This is a genomic window from Oculatella sp. LEGE 06141, assembly GCF_015207605.1.
In the GTDB taxonomy this organism is placed as follows: Bacteria; Cyanobacteriota; Cyanobacteriia; order Elainellales; family Elainellaceae; genus Oculatella.
In genome coordinates this window covers 129,780-149,139 of the sequence record NZ_JADEWO010000007.1, presented here as the reverse complement: position 1 = coordinate 149,139, position 19,360 = coordinate 129,780, and the positions used below count along the sequence as shown (strand labels likewise).

Annotated in this window: 20 protein-coding genes; 9 read left to right on the top strand and 11 right to left on the bottom strand. The window is 52.4% G+C overall.

The window, feature by feature from the left end; genetic code table 11:
* Positions 1 to 431: 431 nt before the first annotated feature.
* Complete coding sequence (locus IQ268_RS07595; protein WP_193877153.1) at positions 432 to 1,565, bottom strand: geranylgeranyl reductase family protein; 1,134 nt, start codon at positions 1,563 to 1,565, stop codon at positions 432 to 434.
* Between the two features lie 824 nt (positions 1,566 to 2,389).
* Between IQ268_RS07595 and IQ268_RS07585 the strand changes: the two genes are divergently transcribed.
* Positions 2,390 to 2,572 (top strand): family 2 glycosyl transferase, encoded by a 183-nt coding sequence (locus tag IQ268_RS07585; protein ID WP_193877148.1) that lies wholly within the window; start codon positions 2,390 to 2,392, stop codon positions 2,570 to 2,572.
* 135 nt (positions 2,573 to 2,707) lie between these two features.
* Here IQ268_RS07585 and frr read toward each other — a convergent pair whose 3' ends face one another.
* The 4 genes from frr to speB form a co-directional block, all read right to left on the bottom strand.
* The gene (gene frr, locus IQ268_RS07580; RefSeq protein ID WP_193877145.1) at positions 2,708 to 3,256 is read right to left on the bottom strand and encodes a ribosome recycling factor; all 549 of its coding nucleotides are present in this window, start codon (positions 3,254 to 3,256) and stop codon (positions 2,708 to 2,710) included.
* On the bottom strand, positions 3,243 to 3,971 hold the full coding sequence (gene pyrH / locus IQ268_RS07575; protein ID WP_193877143.1) for a UMP kinase: 729 nt from the start codon (positions 3,969 to 3,971) through the stop codon (positions 3,243 to 3,245). Before pyrH ends, frr begins: the two co-directional genes overlap by 14 nt.
* A gap of 94 nt (positions 3,972 to 4,065) precedes the next feature.
* On the bottom strand, positions 4,066 to 4,608 hold the full coding sequence (locus tag IQ268_RS07570) for a thioredoxin family protein (protein ID WP_193877141.1): 543 nt from the start codon (positions 4,606 to 4,608) through the stop codon (positions 4,066 to 4,068).
* Complete coding sequence (gene speB, locus IQ268_RS07565) at positions 4,609 to 5,520, bottom strand: agmatinase (protein WP_193877138.1); 912 nt, start codon at positions 5,518 to 5,520, stop codon at positions 4,609 to 4,611. It abuts the gene before it with no gap.
* A gap of 502 nt (positions 5,521 to 6,022) precedes the next feature.
* On the opposite strand from speB, the gene selD reads away from it, so the two are divergent.
* The 3 genes from selD to IQ268_RS07550 are packed head-to-tail and all read left to right on the top strand — an operon-like array spanning position 6,023 to position 10,359.
* Positions 6,023 to 8,281: a selenide, water dikinase SelD gene (gene selD / locus IQ268_RS07560; protein WP_193877136.1), complete on the top strand. Its 2,259-nt coding sequence runs from the start codon at positions 6,023 to 6,025 to the stop codon at positions 8,279 to 8,281.
* Positions 8,282 to 8,314: 33 nt separating this feature from the next.
* Positions 8,315 to 9,373, top strand: a complete 1,059-nt coding sequence (mnmH, locus tag IQ268_RS07555; protein WP_193877134.1) for a tRNA 2-selenouridine(34) synthase MnmH — start codon at positions 8,315 to 8,317, stop codon at positions 9,371 to 9,373.
* Between the two features lie 35 nt (positions 9,374 to 9,408).
* Complete coding sequence (locus IQ268_RS07550; RefSeq protein ID WP_193877132.1) at positions 9,409 to 10,359, top strand: RsmB/NOP family class I SAM-dependent RNA methyltransferase; 951 nt, start codon at positions 9,409 to 9,411, stop codon at positions 10,357 to 10,359.
* Here IQ268_RS07550 and IQ268_RS07545 read toward each other — a convergent pair.
* Positions 10,346 to 10,747 carry a PPC domain-containing DNA-binding protein gene (locus tag IQ268_RS07545; protein WP_193877130.1) on the bottom strand — a complete coding sequence of 134 codons (402 nt, stop codon included), beginning with the start codon at positions 10,745 to 10,747 and terminating at the stop codon, positions 10,346 to 10,348. The genes IQ268_RS07550 and IQ268_RS07545 overlap by 14 nt on opposite strands.
* Before the next feature lie 275 nt (positions 10,748 to 11,022).
* Here IQ268_RS07545 and cysC point away from each other — a divergent pair, with 275 nt between their 5' ends.
* Positions 11,023 to 11,580, top strand: a complete 558-nt coding sequence (gene cysC, locus IQ268_RS07540; protein WP_193877127.1) for an adenylyl-sulfate kinase — start codon at positions 11,023 to 11,025, stop codon at positions 11,578 to 11,580.
* Positions 11,581 to 11,663: 83 nt separating this feature from the next.
* On the opposite strand, the gene IQ268_RS07535 is transcribed toward cysC, so the two are convergent.
* From IQ268_RS07535 to IQ268_RS07525, 3 genes are all read right to left on the bottom strand, one after another.
* The gene (locus IQ268_RS07535; RefSeq protein WP_193877124.1) at positions 11,664 to 12,095 is read right to left on the bottom strand and encodes a heavy metal-responsive transcriptional regulator; all 432 of its coding nucleotides are present in this window, start codon (positions 12,093 to 12,095) and stop codon (positions 11,664 to 11,666) included.
* Positions 12,096 to 12,119: 24 nt separating this feature from the next.
* A complete protein-coding gene (locus tag IQ268_RS07530; RefSeq protein WP_193877122.1) occupies positions 12,120 to 12,425 on the bottom strand; it encodes a hypothetical protein in 306 nt (101 codons plus the stop codon).
* Positions 12,426 to 12,617: 192 nt separating this feature from the next.
* Positions 12,618 to 12,788: a hypothetical protein gene (locus IQ268_RS07525; protein ID WP_193877121.1), complete on the bottom strand. Its 171-nt coding sequence runs from the start codon at positions 12,786 to 12,788 to the stop codon at positions 12,618 to 12,620.
* Between the two features lie 250 nt (positions 12,789 to 13,038).
* Between IQ268_RS07525 and ald the strand changes: the two genes are divergently transcribed.
* The 4 genes from ald to IQ268_RS07505 all read left to right on the top strand — a co-directional run bounded on the left by ald (position 13,039) and on the right by IQ268_RS07505 (position 17,126).
* A complete protein-coding gene (gene ald / locus IQ268_RS07520; RefSeq protein WP_193877119.1) occupies positions 13,039 to 14,133 on the top strand; it encodes an alanine dehydrogenase in 1,095 nt (364 codons plus the stop codon).
* A 111-nt stretch (positions 14,134 to 14,244) separates the two neighbouring features.
* The gene (locus IQ268_RS07515) at positions 14,245 to 15,210 is read left to right on the top strand and encodes a LysR family transcriptional regulator (protein ID WP_193877116.1); all 966 of its coding nucleotides are present in this window, start codon (positions 14,245 to 14,247) and stop codon (positions 15,208 to 15,210) included.
* Positions 15,211 to 15,246: 36 nt separating this feature from the next.
* A complete protein-coding gene (locus tag IQ268_RS07510; protein ID WP_193877114.1) occupies positions 15,247 to 16,350 on the top strand; it encodes an anthranilate phosphoribosyltransferase family protein in 1,104 nt (367 codons plus the stop codon).
* Between the two features lie 311 nt (positions 16,351 to 16,661).
* Complete coding sequence (locus IQ268_RS07505; RefSeq protein ID WP_193877111.1) at positions 16,662 to 17,126, top strand: hypothetical protein; 465 nt, start codon at positions 16,662 to 16,664, stop codon at positions 17,124 to 17,126.
* A 115-nt stretch (positions 17,127 to 17,241) separates the two neighbouring features.
* Here IQ268_RS07505 and IQ268_RS07500 read toward each other — a convergent pair whose 3' ends face one another.
* Positions 17,242 to 18,330, bottom strand: a complete 1,089-nt coding sequence (locus IQ268_RS07500; RefSeq protein ID WP_193877109.1) for a tol-pal system YbgF family protein — start codon at positions 18,328 to 18,330, stop codon at positions 17,242 to 17,244.
* A gap of 80 nt (positions 18,331 to 18,410) precedes the next feature.
* The gene (locus IQ268_RS07495) at positions 18,411 to 19,154 is read right to left on the bottom strand and encodes a 16S rRNA (uracil(1498)-N(3))-methyltransferase (protein ID WP_193877107.1); all 744 of its coding nucleotides are present in this window, start codon (positions 19,152 to 19,154) and stop codon (positions 18,411 to 18,413) included.
* Positions 19,155 to 19,360 lie beyond the last annotated feature (206 nt).

The window sequence follows — 19,360 nt, the reverse complement described above, 5'->3', positions numbered from 1 at the left end:
GTTGCTGGCACCGTTATGAAATCGAACGACGTTCCCCAGGGGGGGTAGAAACAAATTTCCCGTAATACAGGCTAAACCGCCAGAAGGCTTTTAGCGCACGAACGACTCGATTCTCAGGCTTTAAGACGTCAAGATGATTTGGGTTGTGATGGGCAGAAGACCGTAACATAATTGCCTCCAAATTCTCGAAAACTACACTCGACTCATGGCTACATGAGACAGAGAGTTGAACCAGTTCCAAGAACAGCAATTTTTCGAAGCGCTTCTGAAGAATAGCTGTGGTTGATTCCTACACCTTAAGCATAGCGATCGCCTATTTAATCATCAAAGCAAATTCTTCATTTGCTCTATGAATAGAATTAATACAAAAAAAGAGACGTTCTAAAAGGAACGTCTCTCCCATTGCACGGAATAAAATAGCGCAGGAACGGTTAACCGCCCATACCGGGAATGAAACTGGTGCTTAACCGCTTCAGGGCACGACTGGCCACGTCGCCATATTTCATCTCGCCACAGAGAATTTTGCCCATTCGTTCTGCGGCACCGGGACGCTTGACACCCACCTTGTAGCCAATACCAGGGACTCGATAGAACACGCCAGAGAGCCGCTGTGCCCAGGCCATATCCGTACCCCATTCCTTGCTGACGGTTTCGGTGTAGTCCGCCAGCGCATTGGCATTGCCTGCTAGCGCTTGGTCGATCGCCTCTGCGGCCTTGACCCCCGTGAAGATCGAGGGGCGAATGCCTTCTGCGGTGAAGGGGTCTACCACACAGGCGGCTTCCCCTGCTAATACAGCATTTTGCGTATGTAGCTTCTGGTCGCCATCCCAGAGGCAAATGGGATGACCGAACTGCTTAGCCGTTTTCATATCAATGCCAAACAGCGTGGCATATTCATTCAAAATTGCTTTAAAGTCTTGAGGCTCACCGCCACGGAAGGTGCCCACACCAACAGAATATCCATCCGCTTTGGGGAAGTTCCAAACGTAACCGTTTTTCACCAGGCCAAATTCAAAGTGAGCAGACTGTGAGCCGCTGAGTTGGGCGGGTGCTTCTGCTTCTAGTGCGCCTGCCAGGCGACGCTTGCGCTCTTTGAAACCCAACCATTTTGCCATTGGGCCTTTCGCGCCATCGGCAGCGATCAGATAGCGAGCTTCAAAGGGGCCGTTTGAGGTGTTGACTTGCCAGCGATCGCTCTTAAACTCAATTCCAGTGACTTCGATACTGTCCTTTAGCTCTGCGCCTTGCTTTTGCGCTTGCTGCACCAGGAAGTGATCAAACACATCGCGACGTACCATCCAGATCGGTTCTGGTGTATTGAGCTTGGCATCTACCGGGTCGCCCATCTTCCATGTACAGCGAATGGCATCTACCTTAATTGAAATCGCAGGTGAAAAGTCAAAATCGAACCATTGGGCGACTTGGGGAGACACGCCACCACCACAGGGCTTGTAACGGGGCAGAGACTCTTTTTCTAGAATTAGTACCGATCGCCCGCGTTTTGCCAGGTGATATGCGGCAGATCCTCCTGCTGGCCCTGCGCCTACAACAATACAGTCATACATAAGGCTAAGTTTTGCTCCTGAGTACACCAAACTGAACTGTATGGTCACTTGGGTGACCGGTTGCCCTATCCAAGGATGGACATTAGACCTATACCCAGATTGTTGGACTTTAGGCTGAATTTGCCGAATTATAGCTTCTCAGCCTCAATGTGCTGCAAGATTAGTCGGTTCTAAATCAGCAGCCCATTGTTTCAGCCCGACCGTTTAAATTTGCAGCCTGTAGTCCACAGTCTAAATTCCAACACACCTGGGAGTGTATGTTTCCCGGAAAGTTTTCGTGACCTTTCTTAAAGCTGCTTTGAAGAATTCAGTATTGATTCCGCATGAATCGCAACGCAATTGCCCGCATGTAGTGTAATTGCAGGCATTCAGTGCAGTTTGATGAAGCGAGGTACTACCGATCGATCGGTTCATTGCATCCTGTCTCAGTAATGTGCAGGAAAACAAGGTCATTACTTCTACCAGCGTCGTCTTATCTACTGATGTCGCTCTCGGTGGGGTAATGGACTATTTGTTTGCTGTAAAGACCGAAGTTTCCAGAGGCAAGCTCAACGCTGCAAGCGTTTCAAGCCAATAAATGGTTCCGTTGCATTGGGCAGGGTTGGGGTCTGGCGGCTGGGCGATCGCTTCTCTCTAGTCACAAACTCTGAAGAAAAAACGGTCATCTGAGTGCTGCTTAATACGGGTTTGGTGTGGCAATTGCTTTCCACAATTCGCCATTTGCACGGAGTCCAAACTTGAGTAAAGTTCATACGATATTTATGAAGGGCAGATGAAGCTACAGAAATCTCCCGACTCCGTCACTCTTGGTTGAGGAAAGCATCATGGTTTGGCAACTCTGCATTCAGTATTCCAACGGCAGTGAGCGTGTGTTACGGTCTTACAGAAGCCGGGAAACGGCTCTGAGATGTGTGGATGCGATCTACAACGCCAATGGGTATCCGCTGCACCTGGCCTATGTGGTGCGTTCTGCCCAAGCGGTGGTTCCTGTTTCGGTTGCAGCCTAACCCGGTGAATTGCAGCGTAGGGGCTTACCAACCGCTAGAGATAGATATACATATTGCAAAAAAGGTTAACGAGTTTGAGTCTTAAGTTACTTATGGGACGTAACTCAAAACTCAAAACTCAGTAGCGATCGCCCACTAAACCGTTGTAATGTCAACTTCTTTTTCTGCCAGCAATTCATCAATTTTGCTAACGTACTTGTCTGTTAGCTTTTGAATGCTGTCCTGAGAATCGCGTGATTCGTCTTCGGAGATGTCGCTGTTTTTCTCTTGTTTGCGGATGGAGTCGATCGCATCACGACGAATATTGCGAACCGAAACCTTTCCTTCCTCGGCATACTTAGCGGCAATTTTGACGAGTTCTTTACGGCGATCGCTGGTTAGGGGTGGAATGTTCAACCGAATCACAGAGCCGTCGTTGCTCGGCGTTAGACCCACATCCGACAGGGAAATGGCCTTCTCGATCGTGCTTAAGCTGCTGCGATCGTAGGGTTGAATCAGGATGGTAGTTGCATCAGGAGTGCTAATTCCAGCGATGGTTTTTAACGGGGATGGTGTACCGTAGTATTCCACCGTGATTTTGTCTAGAATAGCCGCGTTGGCGCGTCCTGTGCGGATGGTGTTGAAAGAGCGCTGAGTAGACTCAACGGCCTTTTGCATATGGCTTTCAACTTCAGATAATTTCACAAGACCCTCCGACAATGGTTCCAATGGGTTCGCCCATCACGGCTCGACGGATATTACCGGAAACCGAGAGGTCGAACACAATAATAGGGATGTTGTTATCTTTGCACAAGGCGATCGCTGTGCCATCCATCACGCGGAGGTCTTGTGTCAACACATGACCATAGGTGAGGCTAGTATATCGGCGGGCGTTGGGGTTTAAGGTTGGGTCAGAGTCGTAAACCCCGTCTACTTTCGTTGCCTTGAAGACGACATCAGCGCTGATCTCCGCTGCTCGTAGAGCTGCTGTCGTGTCGGTGGTGAAAAACGGGTTACCGGAACCCGCTCCAAAGACAACGACCCGTCCCTTTTCGAGATGGCGAATGGCACGGCGGCGAATGTAGGGTTCCGCGACTTCTTTCATTTCGATCGCCGTCTGCACCCGTGTTGGAATGTTAATTTGTTCCAGGGCATCCTGTAAGGTCATGGCATTCATGACGGTTGCAATCATGCCAATGTAGTCAGCCGTTGCCCGATCCATGCCTGCCGCAGCACCCTTGACCCCGCGAAAAATATTGCCACCACCTACGACGATGGCCGTCTGAACTCCAGTTGCGACGATGTCTGCCACTTCCTGAGCAATATTTTGCACAACGGTAGCATCAATCCCGTAGGAGAGATCGCCCATCAGTGCCTCGCCGCTCAGTTTCAGCAGAATGCGCTGATATGTTGTCCCCATGCAGTGATAATTTTCTTTACTTAAGGTGCTTTCACCTAAGATAACAGTAGAGACGCTCTCTGTAATCTGTATGGGTATCCACTCGTTAGATTGTCTACTGTCGCCACTTGATAGAGCAGCCAGTCGGTTCTGTTGAGTTGAGGGTAATGGCTTTGCCAGCAAGGAGTTGGGCGATCGCGTCTCGCAGGTAAAACGTTTGTACCGCCTGTGCGCTTTGCGGATTGTCATCGATTGCCCCTCGGTAGCACAGCGCACTCGACTGATCGAGCAGGTAGGCTTCTGGTGTGCGCTGCGCCCCAAACCCGTGCGCGACATCCTGGGTCATATCGCGCAAATACGGGAAGTTGAGCTGTTGCTCGGCAGCAAAGCGTTTCATCTGCTCGAAGCTGTCTTCGGGAACGGCGCGATCGTCGTTGGCATTGATGCCGATCAGGGTAAAGCCCTGGTTTTGGAACTCCGTTTGGATCTGTTTGAGGCGATCGAGATAGAGCCGCACAGAGGGACAATGGTTGCACATGATGATGACCCCCACCGCCTGATACCGCCCCAAATAGCGACCCAAATGATGAACAGCGTTGTCGATGCCCGGTAATTCAAAATCTGGGGCGTAGCTGCCGATCGCGGTACCCATTTCCATTCAGGTTAACCATCCCTTTGCCACGGTTTGATAGCCAATGAGTTTATAGACTAACTTGGCGGCAGTAAACTCTGAAACAACGGAATCGGGAATTGGAGCCAGCTCCATCACATCACAGCCGATGACATCGTGGGTTTCAAACACGCGCCGAATAAAGGTGGTGAGGGAGTACCAGTTTAAGCCGCCCGGTTCTGGCGTGCCTACGGCCGGAATCAGCGTTGGATCGATGCCGTCCAGGTCGATGGTAAAGAACACTTTTTCGGTAGAGATGCTGGCGATCGCCCGTTCTAGCCAGTCGGGCTGCATGGCAATTTCCCGCGCCCGAAAGACGGTGAGCTGCTTTTCTTTGATTAGATCCGCTTCTTCTTTGCAAATGCTGCGAATCCCAATTTGAACGGTGGGCAACCCCATATCCACCACACGCCGCATAATGCAGGCATGGTTGTGGATGGAGCCTTCGTATTCATGGCGCAGATCGCCGTGGGCATCAATTTGAACGACGGTAAACGGTTCGTTGGGGTTGGCCTGCCGATAGGCTTCTACCAGCCCGGTGGAGATGCTGTGTTCGCCACCCAGGGCGATCGCAAACTTACCGTCTTGAATCAATTTGCACACGGTTTTTTGGGTCACGTCCAGCATCTCTTCGGCTGAAACGGGGCTGTTGCGCGTATCGGCGATCGCCTCGTGAGTATAGATGCCAACCGGCCACACTTCCTGCTCTAGTTCTTCGTCGTAATATTCAACTTGCTGGGATGCGTCGAGAATGGCATCCGGGCCGTTTTCGCAGCCGCGACGGTAGGTGGTGGTCGCTTCGTAGGGAATCGGCAGGATCACAACACGAGCCGCTGCATAGTCAGCAGCAACATCGGCACCCAAAAACGGCAGTTCGGCAGTAGATACTTGCGTCAGCATGACAAAGACCTGGTAGCAACGAAATGGTTTGAAAAATAACCCGATTCTAATGCTAACGATAAAGTGCTGAACTGGCCTAAATCTTGTGTTTTGTGTTGAACTCGAAGGTTTGACCTCTGAAGTCGAACCTTTGACCTTGAAATTTTGAGATTTGAACTCGAAGCTTTGGCCTTTGACCTTAACGTTTTGAGATCTGAACTCGAAGCTTTGGCCTTGACCTTGACGTTTTGAGATTTGAACTCGAAGCTTTGGCCTTTGACCTTAACGTTTTGAGATCTGAACTCGAAATTTTGACCTTAGAACTCAAATGGTCGGCTTCTAAACTCGAAACATGGAGTTCAGAAGTCGGTTCTCTCACCTCAGAACAGCACTTTTGCAGAGTAGAGGGTCGATCGCCCCCATCCTGCACAATCGCACCACTATCTACATTCTTAAACTCAGCAAAAATCAGCTTGTCTCAGTACAGTGAGAGTTGACCCGCGCGCAAACCCGTTTCAGTCCGATGCAGAATTCCCCACAACCCATCGTCAAAGACCTCGTTTTGATTGGAGGGGGGCACAGCCACGCGATCGCCCTCAAGTCATTTGGCATGAATCCCCTGCCGGGAGTGCGAATCACGCTGATTACGGATGTGTCGCACACGCCCTATTCCGGAATGCTGCCGGGTTACATTGCTGGACTGTATCACTATGACGATTGCCACATTGACCTGCGACCGTTAGCCAATTTTGCTCAGGCTCACATGATGGTGGACCGGGCGATCGGACTGGATTTAGAACACAATCGCGTCATTTGTGCCAACCATCCGGCGATCGCCTTTGATGTGCTGTCCATCGACATTGGCAGCACGCCAACCGCCTCACCCGTACCGGGAGCATTGAAATACGCTACTCCGGTTAAACCCATTTCGCAATTTCTGGCCTATTGGGATGAGCTGGTGCAAAACGTGAGGCGATCGCCAGAGCAACCCCTGCGGTTAGCAATTGTGGGCGGTGGTGCCGGGGGAGTGGAACTGACGCTATCCGCGCAGGCGCACCTGAGCCGCATTTACCAACAGGCCGGACAACCCGCCACGCATTTAGAAATGCATCTGTTTCATCGGGGCAACCAGCTCTTGCCGGGGCGAAATGCCTGGGTGGGAAAACGGTTAGAGAAAATGCTGACCCGTCGCGGTGTGCAGGTGCATCTCAACGAAGAGGTGAGTGAAATTCAGCCTGATTTGATTCAATGCCGCTCGGGGTTAAGCGTTGAGTGCGATCGCGTCTTTTGGGTCACACAAGCTTCAGCAGCACCGTGGCTGCAAGCATCGGGACTGGCTACAACCGATCAGGGCTTTGTGCAGGTGAGCGATACGCTGCAATCCACCTCGCATCCTCACATCTTTGCGGCTGGGGATGTCGCCACAATGGTCAACCATCCTCGCCCCAAGGCAGGGGTATTTGCGGTGCGGCAGGGCAAGCCATTAGTGCAAAATCTCCGTCGTGCCCTGCTCAGCCAATCCCCCAAACCCTTCACACCACAAAAGCAGTTTCTGATTTTAGTGGGAACGGGCAACGGTGCGGCGATCGCCTCTCGCGGGTTATTCCATCTTGGCCCCCATCCTCTGATTTGGCAGTGGAAAGATCGGATCGATCGCCAATTCATGAATCAATTCAGCGATTTAACGCCAATGGCAGCGGTGGAGCCAGGGAGTACCGGAGACACCCCACCCACTCCATCCATGTATTGCTCTGGTTGCGCTTCTAAGGTGGGCAGCACTGTTCTAGAACGAGCGTTGCATCGGGTTAAACAAGACTCACTCGGCTGGATCGATCGCGACGATATTTTAATTGGGTTAGATGCCCCGGATGATGCGGCGGTGGTTAGTGTTCCGCCCGGTGAGGTGATGGTGCAAACGGTAGACTATTTTCGAGCGTTGATTAACGATCCGTTTCTGTTGGGGCAAATCGTCACCAATCATTGCCTCAGCGACATTTTTGCGATGGGAGCTGTGCCGCAGAGCGTGATGGCGATCGCCACATTGCCCCACGCCACCGAAGCCAAATTAGAAGAAACCCTGTATCAACTGTTGTCTGGAGCGATGAAGGTTTTAGGCCAGGTTAATGCGCCCTTAATTGGCGGTCACACCACCGAAGGAACCGAACTGGCGTTTGGGTTGGCGTGCAATGGTTTAGTTCGACCAGAACACCTGTGGCGCAAAGGCGGGATGCAGCCCGGTCACAGTCTAATTTTGACGAAGGGCTTGGGAACGGGAACGCTCTTTGCAGCGGATATGCGCCTTAAGGCTAAAGGCCGCTGGATTGAACAGGCGATTCAGTCCATGCTGCTTTCCAATCAAGCGGCGGCAGACTGTTTGCGGCAGCACCAGGTAACAAGCTGTACTGATGTAACGGGGTTTGGCCTATTGGGGCATCTGGTTGAAATGGTTCGCGCATCGCAAGTTGCAGTTGAGCTGGATTTAGATGCTCTGCCTGTTTTAGCCGGAGCAAGAGAAATGGTAGAGCAGGGAATTTTGAGTTCTCTACATCCGCAGAATGAGCGATCGGCTACTTCCATCGAAAACCGGGAGCAGGTGCGCGATCGCCCCCTTTATCCCCTCTTGTTTGATCCGCAAACCTCTGGCGGCTTGCTAGCTTCACTTCCTGCGGATCAGGCCAACGGCTGTATTGCGGCCTTACAGGCAAAGGGACATTACCATAGCCGCATCATTGGCCGAGTTCTGCCTCACCGTCCAGGGCAACCACCCGTTAGGATCGGTTAGAGAAGCAAGCATTTGTCCAGGTTGTCTCATCTGATGTCCCAATCCCTGACTGTCACTGATTTTCTCCATGCTCCCGGTGTCCTGCTCGATGTTCGTAGCCCGGCAGAATATGCTCAGGCTCATATTCCGGGTGCCATTAGCTTTCCCCTTTTTACCAATGAAGAACGGGCACAGGTGGGGATTTGCTACAAGCAACAGGGGCGAGATGCAGCCGTAGAACTGGGATTTGCCATTACTGGTCCCAAACTAGCCGGATTGGTTGCCACCGCGAAAGAGCTAGCGCCCGATCGCCAGGTTCGGGTTCACTGCTGGCGCGGAGGAATGCGAAGTGAGTCGGTGGTATGGCTGCTCAACATGGCAGGAATGCAGGTTTCGGTACTGGCAGGAGGATACAAGGCGTTTCGCCGTTGGGTGCGATCGACCTTTGAAACACCTCACTCCATCATCATTCTGGGTGGCATGACCGGAACGGGTAAAACCGATATGCTCACAGCGCTAGCGGCTCACGGCGAGCAGGTGTTGGATCTAGAACATCTGGCAAATCATCGGGGTAGCAGCTATGGGGCGTTGGGTTTGCCGCCGCAACCCAGCAACGAACACTTTGAAAACCGGGTTGCGCTAGAGTGGGCTACGTTCGATTCCTCTCGCCCCGTGTGGATAGAAGCCGAAAGCAAGCGCATTGGGTTGTGCCGCGTTCCCGATGAGATATTTGCCCAAATGGAGCGATCGCCCGTCCTGGAAATTACGCGATCGCGTGGCGAGCGCATTGCCTTGCTGGAAACCGTTTATGGAGAAGCCGACCCGATCGCGCTCATTGCGGCAACCGAGCGGTTGCGAAAACGGTTGGGCGGCTTGCGAACCCAGCAAGCGGTTGACTGGATTCGCCAGGGAAACCTGGCTCCTGCCATTGAGATTACGCTGGATTATTACGATAAAACCTACACCTATGATTTGAAGCGGCGGCAGGTTCCCATTTATCCCGTGGATGTAGCCGGACTCACACCCAGGGACGGGGCTGGGTTATTGCTCGATCGAGCCAGCAAACTGGTAGCATCGTCTGCGTTTGAACCGTTACAGCCAGTTAGCCGCTAGCTTGAGCCAACTGGAATCGCGTGGTATCGATGCTCATGGAGAAACCGTCGAATCTATTACTTAAACTGAGTCGGCACTTGTTTGACGATGGGGCTGAACGCGATCGCTTTGTCGAAGCGTTGACCGATCCCAGGCCGTTTCATCCCTGCATTTTGTGGACGCAGCCTAGACCGGATGAGAATCCGTTTCAGGTTGAACCTCCGGTCGATTGGCAACCCGAATTTGTCGATCGCCTTGGGTTGAGCGATCGCCCCGGACAACACCCCCTGCACCGGGAGGGCTATTTTTATTGCTTAGACTTTTCCTCGGTGTTTGCTGCATCTACGTTGCTTACCCTTCCTCAACCTGTGGAAGTAGTGTTTGACATGTGCGCCTCACCGGGCGGCAAAAGTCTGTTTGCCTGGAGAGCATTGCAACCGAAACACCTGATCAGCAATGAGGTGATTGGCAAGCGCATGGGAGCGCTAATCTCTAACCTGAAACGATGCAAAGTGGAAGGGGCGATCGCCCTCAGCCTGGACTCGAAAATTCTGGCATCAGACCTGCCCAACACGGCTGATGTGGTTATTGTCGATGCGCCCTGCACAGGCCAATCATTGTTAGCTAAAGGTGAAAAAGCGCCTGGATGTTTTCATCCCGTTAGCATTAATAAAAATGCCAATCGGCAGAAACGAATTTTAGCCAACTCTGCTCAAGTAGTTGCCCCCCAGGGCTATTTGGCCTATATGACCTGCGCCTACTCCATCGAAGAAAATGAGCAGGTGAGTGAGTGGTTGTTAAAGCAGTTTCCTCAATTTCAACCTGTGACTATTCCCCATCTGTCAAACTATCAATCTCAGTTAACGGAGTTGCCCTGCTATCGCATGTTGCCCCAATTTGGCTTGGGTGCCGGGGGCTTTACCGTGCTGTTTCACAATACAGAACCGGGAGAAAAGCAACCCAGTTTAAGCAGTGCCCTTGAGCAATACAGGCTTACTCGCATTTAGGCAAAATCGTTAATTCGTTGAATCCGGTTTGCTCGTCTGCTTCCCTGGCAAACACAAGATGGCTAATTTCCCCAATCACCAGTTCAGCCGTGGTGTAAATTAAACAGCCGTCGTCTAAATGGCCTCCGATCGTTTTGCCAGTTCGGTCGGCCAGGCTGATGTGCAAATGAATGCCGTGAACGGATAGCGTTCCCACCAGTGACACAATCTCGAATGGCTCCTGAAACACGGTGCTGCTGGCCTGGTTGGCAAACCGAATGCGGGCTTGCTTCAAACTGCCCACTGCCGTCAAGATGAAGCTGGCCTGCCAGCCGTTTGCTTCAGCCAGTTCTCGCAGGCTTTGCTTCAAATCTTGGTTGGGCTTGAGCCGAACGGCGATCGCTTTCATAGGTTCGCTTTCATAGGTTCGCTTTCATGAGTTCGATTGCTAAAACGAAACCGTTGGGTGCCATTGATGAAATCCTTGCACCAGTTTTCAACTTCGCTTGCTGCTAGCAATCTTCATAAAGTATCGTAAATAACTATTGTAGAAATCTGTTTCCCGCCAAGGTTCCGGAAGCGGGATCGCGGATGCATCTTGTCCTGACCGATCACGCTCTTACATAACGTCAACGCTGCTAATTCAACGCAAGCAATTTATCAAACCACGCGAGGGGCTATAGCATGACCAACGATCAACGCGGTGTCACCATTTGGTTTACCGGATTAAGTGGTGCTGGCAAAACAACAATTCGGATGGCTGTAGAACAAGTGTTGCGTGCCCAAGGCAACAAAGTTGAAGTTCTGGATGGCGATATCGTTCGGCAAAACCTGACACACGGCCTGGGGTTTAGCAAAGAAGACCGCGATGAAAACATTCGGCGGATTGGATTTGTGGCGCATCTTCTGTCTCGCAACGGAGTGATTGTGCTAGTTTCAGCCATTTCACCCTATCGGCAGATCCGCGACGAAGTGCGGCAGCGGATTGGAGATTTTGTCGAAGTGTATGTCAACGCTCCCCTGGCGGTGTGCGAACAGCGCGATGTTAAGGGGCTATACAAGAAGGCCAGGGCTGGCGAAATTAAGCAGTTTACCGGAATTGATGACCCCTACGAACCCCCATTGAATCCGGAGATTGAATGCAAAACGGATGAGGAAACGCTGGAAGAGAGCGTTGCCAAAGTGTTAGGACGGTTGGAACAGTTGGGCTACATTCCAGCATCGGTAGCCACCAATCTGTAAGGCCGCAGTAGAGACGCGAGTCCTCGCGTCTCTACGAGGTAGCGATCTGCCAGTGGGATTCAGGGATAAAGTGGGGCGATCGCTCATTCCGTCTGCAAATTGGGACAAATCGTTTGATCGATACGATGCAGCGGAGGTTGCTCCTCCCAGCCCGATAAAATTCCTTGCAGTTCTGCTTTCAATGTTTCCAATGCTTCAATTTGTTCATACAGCGTTTCTAGCTTTGACTGTAGGTGCTGTCTCACTTCACCACAGGGCAGTTGACCCTGATCATGCACCACGAGAATTTGATGAATCTCGTTCAGGCTTAACCCCAGCGATTGGGCGCGGCGAATGAACGCCAGCCGATTTAATACCGACGGCTTAAACAAGCGATATCCTGTGTCCGATCGCTCTACGGTTGGTGCTAACAGGTCAATTTCTTCGTAATATCGGATAGTTTTAACCGGTAAACCGCTGGCGATCGACACCTCGCCAATTTTCAGTAGCTTTTGAATGGTCGTAGACGGATTCATTGCTCAAATGCAATTGACGGCTAGTTAGCGACGATCGTCGGTGGGCGGCAAACGGCCAGACGAATTTAGCATCGGCAGTTGAGGACGCGACGAGCGATCGGTCAAATAATGAATGGGTTTACTGGAGGGGAACTCAACCTGGGTTTGCTGGGTTCTCCACCAGCGAAATGCAACGGCAATACTGACAGCGGCAACGCCAAACGCAAACAGCGACCAGCGATAGCCAACCCCGCCAATGACCGCATCAACCATGCCGACCGTGATAATAAAACTTGAAATCGGCTCCTTGCGATAGGCTGACTTCAACATTCGAGACCATGCAACGTTCATTACAGTCTGTTTTTCCCAAGTGATTGCACTGAATCCAGATGAAGAACAGTTTTGTCAGCCATGTTCTTCATGGGGCAATTCCTCGCCTATCTCTAATTTAGCTCGGAACCCATAGGGAAATAGGCGCAGCATGAACAAAATAGCCTGTGCTGTGCTGGGTTGTACCCATTTCAGGCTCACCGAATAGCGCCCCTAATACAAACCCAACCACGAGAGCAATCCCTGCCCTGTGACATATTCAATAATCAGCGTAATCACAAATCCCACCATTGCCGCTCGACCGTTTAAGCGCTCGGCGTAGTCGTTGAAGCCAAATTTGGGTTCTGACAATTTGGGAGTTACCGTCGGTTGAGATTCAGTCATGGCTTGTTCACAAATCTTCACCTTCCATTCTACGGGGCAGGACTCTATCGTCAACTGTGGCGCAAACGGCAGCCGCTAGCAACGGCAAGCCATTTAAGGCGGATCGTCTTGCTAGTGACTGCAAATCAGCGCAATCTTAAGCTTTCATGACGTATGGACGTGATTCTGCTGCGGCAACTGCTATTCGATCACAGAAATTAAGCTAGAAGCATGAGTTGTTATAAGTACCTGATTATTTCCGAGGTAACAAATGCAGATCGGAGTGCCTAAGGAAACCAAAGACCAAGAATTTAGGGTCGGGCTAAGTCCTACCAGCGTTCGCGTGCTGAAGGACAACGGCCATGCCATTTTTGTTGAAACAGCAGCAGGAATGGGAGCGGGTTTCACTGATATGGATTACGTTCAGGCTGGGGCAACTATTGTCGCTACACCCGATGAAGCCTGGAAGCAGGAGCTAGTGATTAAGGTTAAAGAACCGCTGACGGCAGAATATCGCTTCTTACAAAAGGGGCAGTTACTCTTCACTTATTTACATTTGGCAGCCGATCGGGTGTTAACCGAGCATCTGATCGACTGTGGCGTGACGGCGATCGCCTACGAAACCGTCGAATTGCCCAACCGCACATTGCCCTTGCTGACCCCCATGAGCATCATTGCCGGACGCTTATCGGTTCAGTTTGGCTCGCGCTATCTAGAGCGGCAGCAAGGCGGACGGGGCGTTTTATTAGGAGGTGTTCCGGGTGTGCGATCGGGCAGGGTCGTTATTTTGGGTGGTGGTGTGGTGGGCACTGAAGCCGCCAAAATGGCGATCGGCATGGGCGCACAGGTGCAAATTTTAGACATTAACATCGAGCGGCTGGCTTTTTTAGAAACCCTGTTTGGCTCCAGGGTAGAGCTGCTCTACAGCAGCACGCCGCAGGTCGAAGCCGTGGTTCCCGATGCCGATTTACTGATCGGAGCCGTGCTGGTGCCGGGGCGACGCGCGCCAATTCTGGTCAACCGTAGCCTGGTTGAGCAGATGCGTCCGGGTTCCGTCATTATTGACGTGGCAGTCGATCAGGGGGGCTGCATTGAAACGTTGCATCCCACCTCTCATACTCATCCCATCTATGTTGAAGCAGGAGTGGTGCATTGCGGGGTGCCCAATATGCCCGGAGCGGTTCCCTGGACAGCCACCCAGGCGTTGAACAACAGCACCTTACCCTACGTTTTGAAACTGGCTAACCACGGCATGAAAGCGCTGGAGATGGATGAGCCGTTGTCTAAGGGGCTAAACGTGGACAGCCATCGGTTGGTGCATCCGGCTGTGCGGGATGTGTTTCCAGATTTAGCGCAGTCCATTTAACCCCTGCCGTATCAGTAGCCGTTCCAGGCTGTATCAAGCTCTACCGAACGCAGTGGCTAAATTCGTTAAGTTCATTCAAATGGGAACCACTGTGATGTAGATAATGCCACCATGCGCCTGGAACAGTTGCAAGCTTTTCTTGCGGTCGCTGAAACTGGAAGCTTTCAGCAAGCGACGCATCAATGCGGGGTGACGCAATCCGCAATTAGTCGTCAAATTCAAGGACTGGAAGCAGAACTCGGCTTGCCGCTGTTTCACCGCACTTCTCAAGCAAAGTTAACCCTGGCGGGGGAGCGGTTTCTCCCCCGTGCGCGCAAAATTTGCCAGGAATGGCGCACCGCTGTAACCGAGTTTGCCGATTTACTTGAAGGTAAGCAGCCAGAGCTTTGCGTGGCAGCGATTCATTCCATTTGCGCTCAATATTTGCCGCCGGTACTGCGCCAGTTTGGGCAAGACTATCCGGGTGTACAGCTACGGGTGACCTCGTTGGGAAGCGATCGCGCCCTGAAGGTACTCAAGGATGGCTTAGTCGATTTGGCGATTGTAATGCACAACCGCTTTTTAACGGCGAGTCCAGAAATGGTGGTCGATCCGCTCTATGAAGAGCCAGTCGAAGTGTTAATGGCCGCGAACCACCCGCTGGCAGAGTATAATCAAGTCCCCTGGGCAGAACTGGCAAAGCATCCCCAGGTGGTCTTTAAAGACGGCTATGGGATGCAGCGGTTAGTTCAGGAGCAGTTTCAGCGGCACTCTCTTACCTTAAATGCAGCGCTAGAGTTAAATACACTGGATGCCTTTCGCGGCATTGTGCGGCAGAGCGGACTGGTAACCCTATTACCCCATTCCGCCCTACTGGAAGCCCGTTCCGACCCGTCTCTGGTGATTCGTCCCACGGAAGAGCCAAGCTTGATTCGCCAAGTGGTGTTGGTGACGACGCACGATCGACTCGACATTCCCCCCATCAAGCACTTTCGTCAGTTGATACACCGTTTAATTGCGGCTCCGTTACTGCTTCAGGCTGATGCACCTGGCTCTGAGCCGATCGCATTTCAACCATCTTCGCCCTTAAACCTCTAGCCGACGCTGACCTCTATTTCTAACCCCTCCAAACTGATGAGTGACTTGTTTCGAGACCTGCTTCGCAAGATTGGCAGCGGTCCCCATACTGGCAAAAATTTGACCCGTGCTGAAGCCGCCGCTGCCACTCAGATGATGTTGCGGCAAGAAGCAACACCGGCTCAAATCGGAGCGTTTATGATTGCCCACCGCATTAAGCGTCCCACTGGAGAAGAACTGGCCGGAATGCTGGATGCGTATGATGCGCTTGGGCCGAAACTAAAGACCGTGCCAGCGGCTTACCCAACGCTGGTGATGAGTTTGCCCTATGATGGGCGATCGCGCACCGCTCCCATTAGCCCCCTGACGGCTCTGATTCTGGCCGCAGCAGACTGTCCGGTGGTGATGCATGGGGGAGACCGAATGCCGACCAAGTATGGCATTCCGCTGGTTGAAGTCTGGCAGGGGCTGGGTGTGGACTGGACGCAGCTCACCCTGGCGCAGGTGCAACAGGTGTTTGAGACAACTCGATTGGGGCTGGTCTATATCCCAACTCATTTCCCCCTGGCGGCTGGCCTGGTTCCCTACCGCGATCAAATTGGCAAACGGCCTCCCTTTGCCACGCTGGAGCTGTTCTGGTGCCCGTATCAGGGGGATGCGGTTCTGGCCTCTGGTTTTGTCCACCCCCCCACCGAAGGCATGGCGCAGGAGGCGTTTGCGCTGCGTGGGGTCAGTCAGTACATTACGGTGAAGGGGTTGGAAGGCAGTTGCGATTTACCGCGCGATCGCACCTGCATCATCGGCATCGGGCAAGCAGACGCTGAGTTTGAGCGGCTGTTGCTTCACCCGCGTGATTATGGTTTTGCCGATGTGGATGTGCCGCTCGGCTCAACCCCAGAACTGATTGCAGCGATGCAGGCCGTTTTAAAGGGGCAACCCAACCAGGAACACTCTGGCGGGTTGTTTCAGTCCGCCGTTTGGAATGGCGGCTTTTACCTCTGGCGCTGCGGCGTATGTTCTACCCTGGAGGCGGGTCTGGCTCAAGCGAAAGCCCTGCTCCAAAACGGAACGGTGTTCCAAACGTTAGCAGCGCTAACCGCCTCGGTCAGTGCGATCGCGCTGGATAGCAACAAGACATTTGCAGGCACTAACCCACGCTGATCTCGCTGGATCGCGCTGGATCTTTGGGGCTAGTCTACTGAATACCGTGTGAAGAAACCCACCTCCGCTCCTGGTAGGATGTCGAGACGCAACGGTGTAGAAACAAAAATTAAGCAATGCTGCTTGCTTCACTCATATTTTGACCCGTTGAGTTGCCAATCGTAAAAAAATGTAACAAGTACACGGGTAGAAGTCTCATGATAATCTCATAAATGTAGGTTGATAAATACATGAGTTCTTAACTCCAACCCTCTGGATTAGGTTGAGTCTCAGTTTATTAGATTAAGCAATTTTTAGGAGCGATCGCAGTAATGGGTTTTATCAAGAAATTGCTCGGCGGCATCCTAGCCTTTCTAGGGGGGCTGTTCGGCTCGTTAGGCAAAGCTGCGGGAATTGGTGGTAATAAATCTGGATACTACATGGAACTTGACGAGGCCAAAGCGGCTAAATCAGCGGAGTCAAATCCGTCTGCAAAAGCGGCTCCCGCCAAGGCAGAGTCTACAGATCAACCAGCACCGACTCAACCAACGAAGACGGAAGCAGTTAAACCTGCTGCTCCTGAAGCCAAGCCACAGCCAGTGAAATCTGAAGCGGCTGAGCCTGCTGAAGTACAGATGCCCGAGCCGCCGCCGAAGCCCGCTGTTTTAACGAAGCCAGCCGCTGAATCGACGTTTGCACCAACCTATTTGATGCAAACCTCTAACCGTAATGGCCGTCGCCGTCCGGGGCCAACCATGAGCTACTTTCTGGATATGGCAAAGCAGGTTAAGACCTGATAGGTATCGGGTTGAAATATGAGGTGAGGAGTAGCCTATCCATCCCTAAGCCAACCTGTAAAATCTCGAAAAAAGCCGATCGCTGCAATAGCGATCGGCTTTTTAGTACCTGTGGTTATTGCCGCAAGGAGTAGCGAAAGACCAATCCACTGTAGAGGTGAAACGCAGGGTCCCAGTTGCTCGGCTGTTTGCGAAATAGGGTGATGTAAGAATTGAAATCAACCAGCAAATCAAGATGTTCCAGAGCCGTTTCAGCAAACACCGTAAAGTCTGACCAGGTGACGGCATTGGGCAGCGAACTGTCCAGAAAGCGAAGCAGCATATTCCAACGGATGCGGGTTGTGGCTAAGCTGGCGGCTCCATCCTGGCTGGCATCAAACACAACCCCCTGCTGAAATTGGTAGCTTGTGTCGATCAAGCGCAAAATGGCGTTACGTCCGGGCAGGTGCAAGTCGCAGACTTGAGCATAATCCTGGGTTTGCTCCTTGCGGGTCAACTGGTTGCGAACGTTTGTATCAACCACATCCTCAAACACGGGCAACAGACCCTCAACCCGATTCGTTACCTCCGACCAATCGAAGGTGAGGGAACCCACCTGATCGGTTTCATTTTGACAAACAACGGTGGGGGTTGGAGAGGCTGAGTCTATATATTGCACCCGAAAGACGCGAATCGCTTGCAGGTTGGCTAACGATTCTGAAAAGGCAGGAATATTTGCTTTACAAAGATCCTGGCTGTAGATCTGCATCTCGCCAACGGCTCCGGTGCGGTATAGTCGCCAGCCTCGGCTCGGCAGATGTAACCGTGCGGTATACGGATCAAGGTTCATAATGCGGGCAAACAGTGGAGCAGCGGCAATCCGGGCTTCACTGCTTAACGGTTCTATCACTAAAAAACCGATGCCGCTGTTGAGCGGGTCAGCCGTTGCCTGGGCGATCGCCTGTTGCCGTTGTTCGCGGCTCGCGGCTTCTAACCGCTGCAAGCCCTGCCTTGCCTGCGTCACGATTTTGGGATTGGTTGTTTCTTGAAGCAGCAGCCGATAGGTTGTTTCCGCCGTTTCAGCGTTGCCAGACACCTCTTGCAACCGTCCCATATAGAGCCGTACCCAGGGATTATCGGGAGACTCTTGCCAGAGCTGTTTCAGTAAGTGGGCAGCCGTTTTGTAGTCCTGGCGATCGAACGCAGCAGCAACGTGTTGAATCATAGCTATCGGCAGTAGACGCTTTGCCTCCTAGCTTAAACGCTCTCCGATAGAACTGGGGAGGCAGCCCACCGTTGACCGATTCAAGCCTCTACCGTGGCTGAAACGATCGCCAGCGCCACAATGGGAGCCGTAACGGCTCGCAGGATACGTCGCCCCAGCGAAACAGGGTGATAGCCGACCGCGATCGCGGCCTCCACTTCTGGCTCTGTCCAGCCCCCTTCTGGCCCCGTAGCGATGACCATCGACGTTGCAGCCTTAATTTCAGCATGATGAGATAATTCGCCAGACAGCAACGGAACCGACCCACGGGCAACACAGATATAGCGGATGGGGGGCAGTTCAGATCCGTTTGCTGAACCCTGTAAGTATGCCGTAAACGGCAGCGCCTCGGCAATTTCGGGAACCACTTGCCGCTCTGATTGTTCAGCCGCCTCTTGAGCAATTCTGCGCCAGCGGTCAATCTTTTGGGGACTAGGGTTTAACAGCGTGCGATCGCTCAAAATTGGCACAATCGAAGCCACACCCAACTCCGTCGCCTGCCGCACCACCTCATCCATGCCGTTGCCCTTGGGCAAAGCGACTGCCAGCGTTACAGCCAACGGCAGCTCTGTTTCAACTGCGATCGCCTCTAGAATACGAGCTTGAGCGGGCTGCTCCGTCAACGCTGCCAACCACCACTGCCCCTGGCCGTTCATCACAATAAAGCGATCGCCCGCCCGCAAACGCAGCACCCGGCTGAGGTAGTGTTGCTGTTCAGCGGTGAGAACGCACTGCGACTGAGACAGTTGGGACGGAGCCACTACAAGCCGCTGAAGCTGAACCATATCTCACCATTCACCAGCCCTAGCATTTACACCGACCTGCCTTCTACCCTGTTCTCGACAGCATGAGCCGCTGGTCATCCGCTCAATTTGTCATCTCAAATTCACATCCTGAAGATGCGACTGACAAACCCCGTTGATATTCTAATTGGACAGGTGAATGAATGCTGTGGGAGAAATAATCACACTGGTTTCTGGGAAGTCTTGAC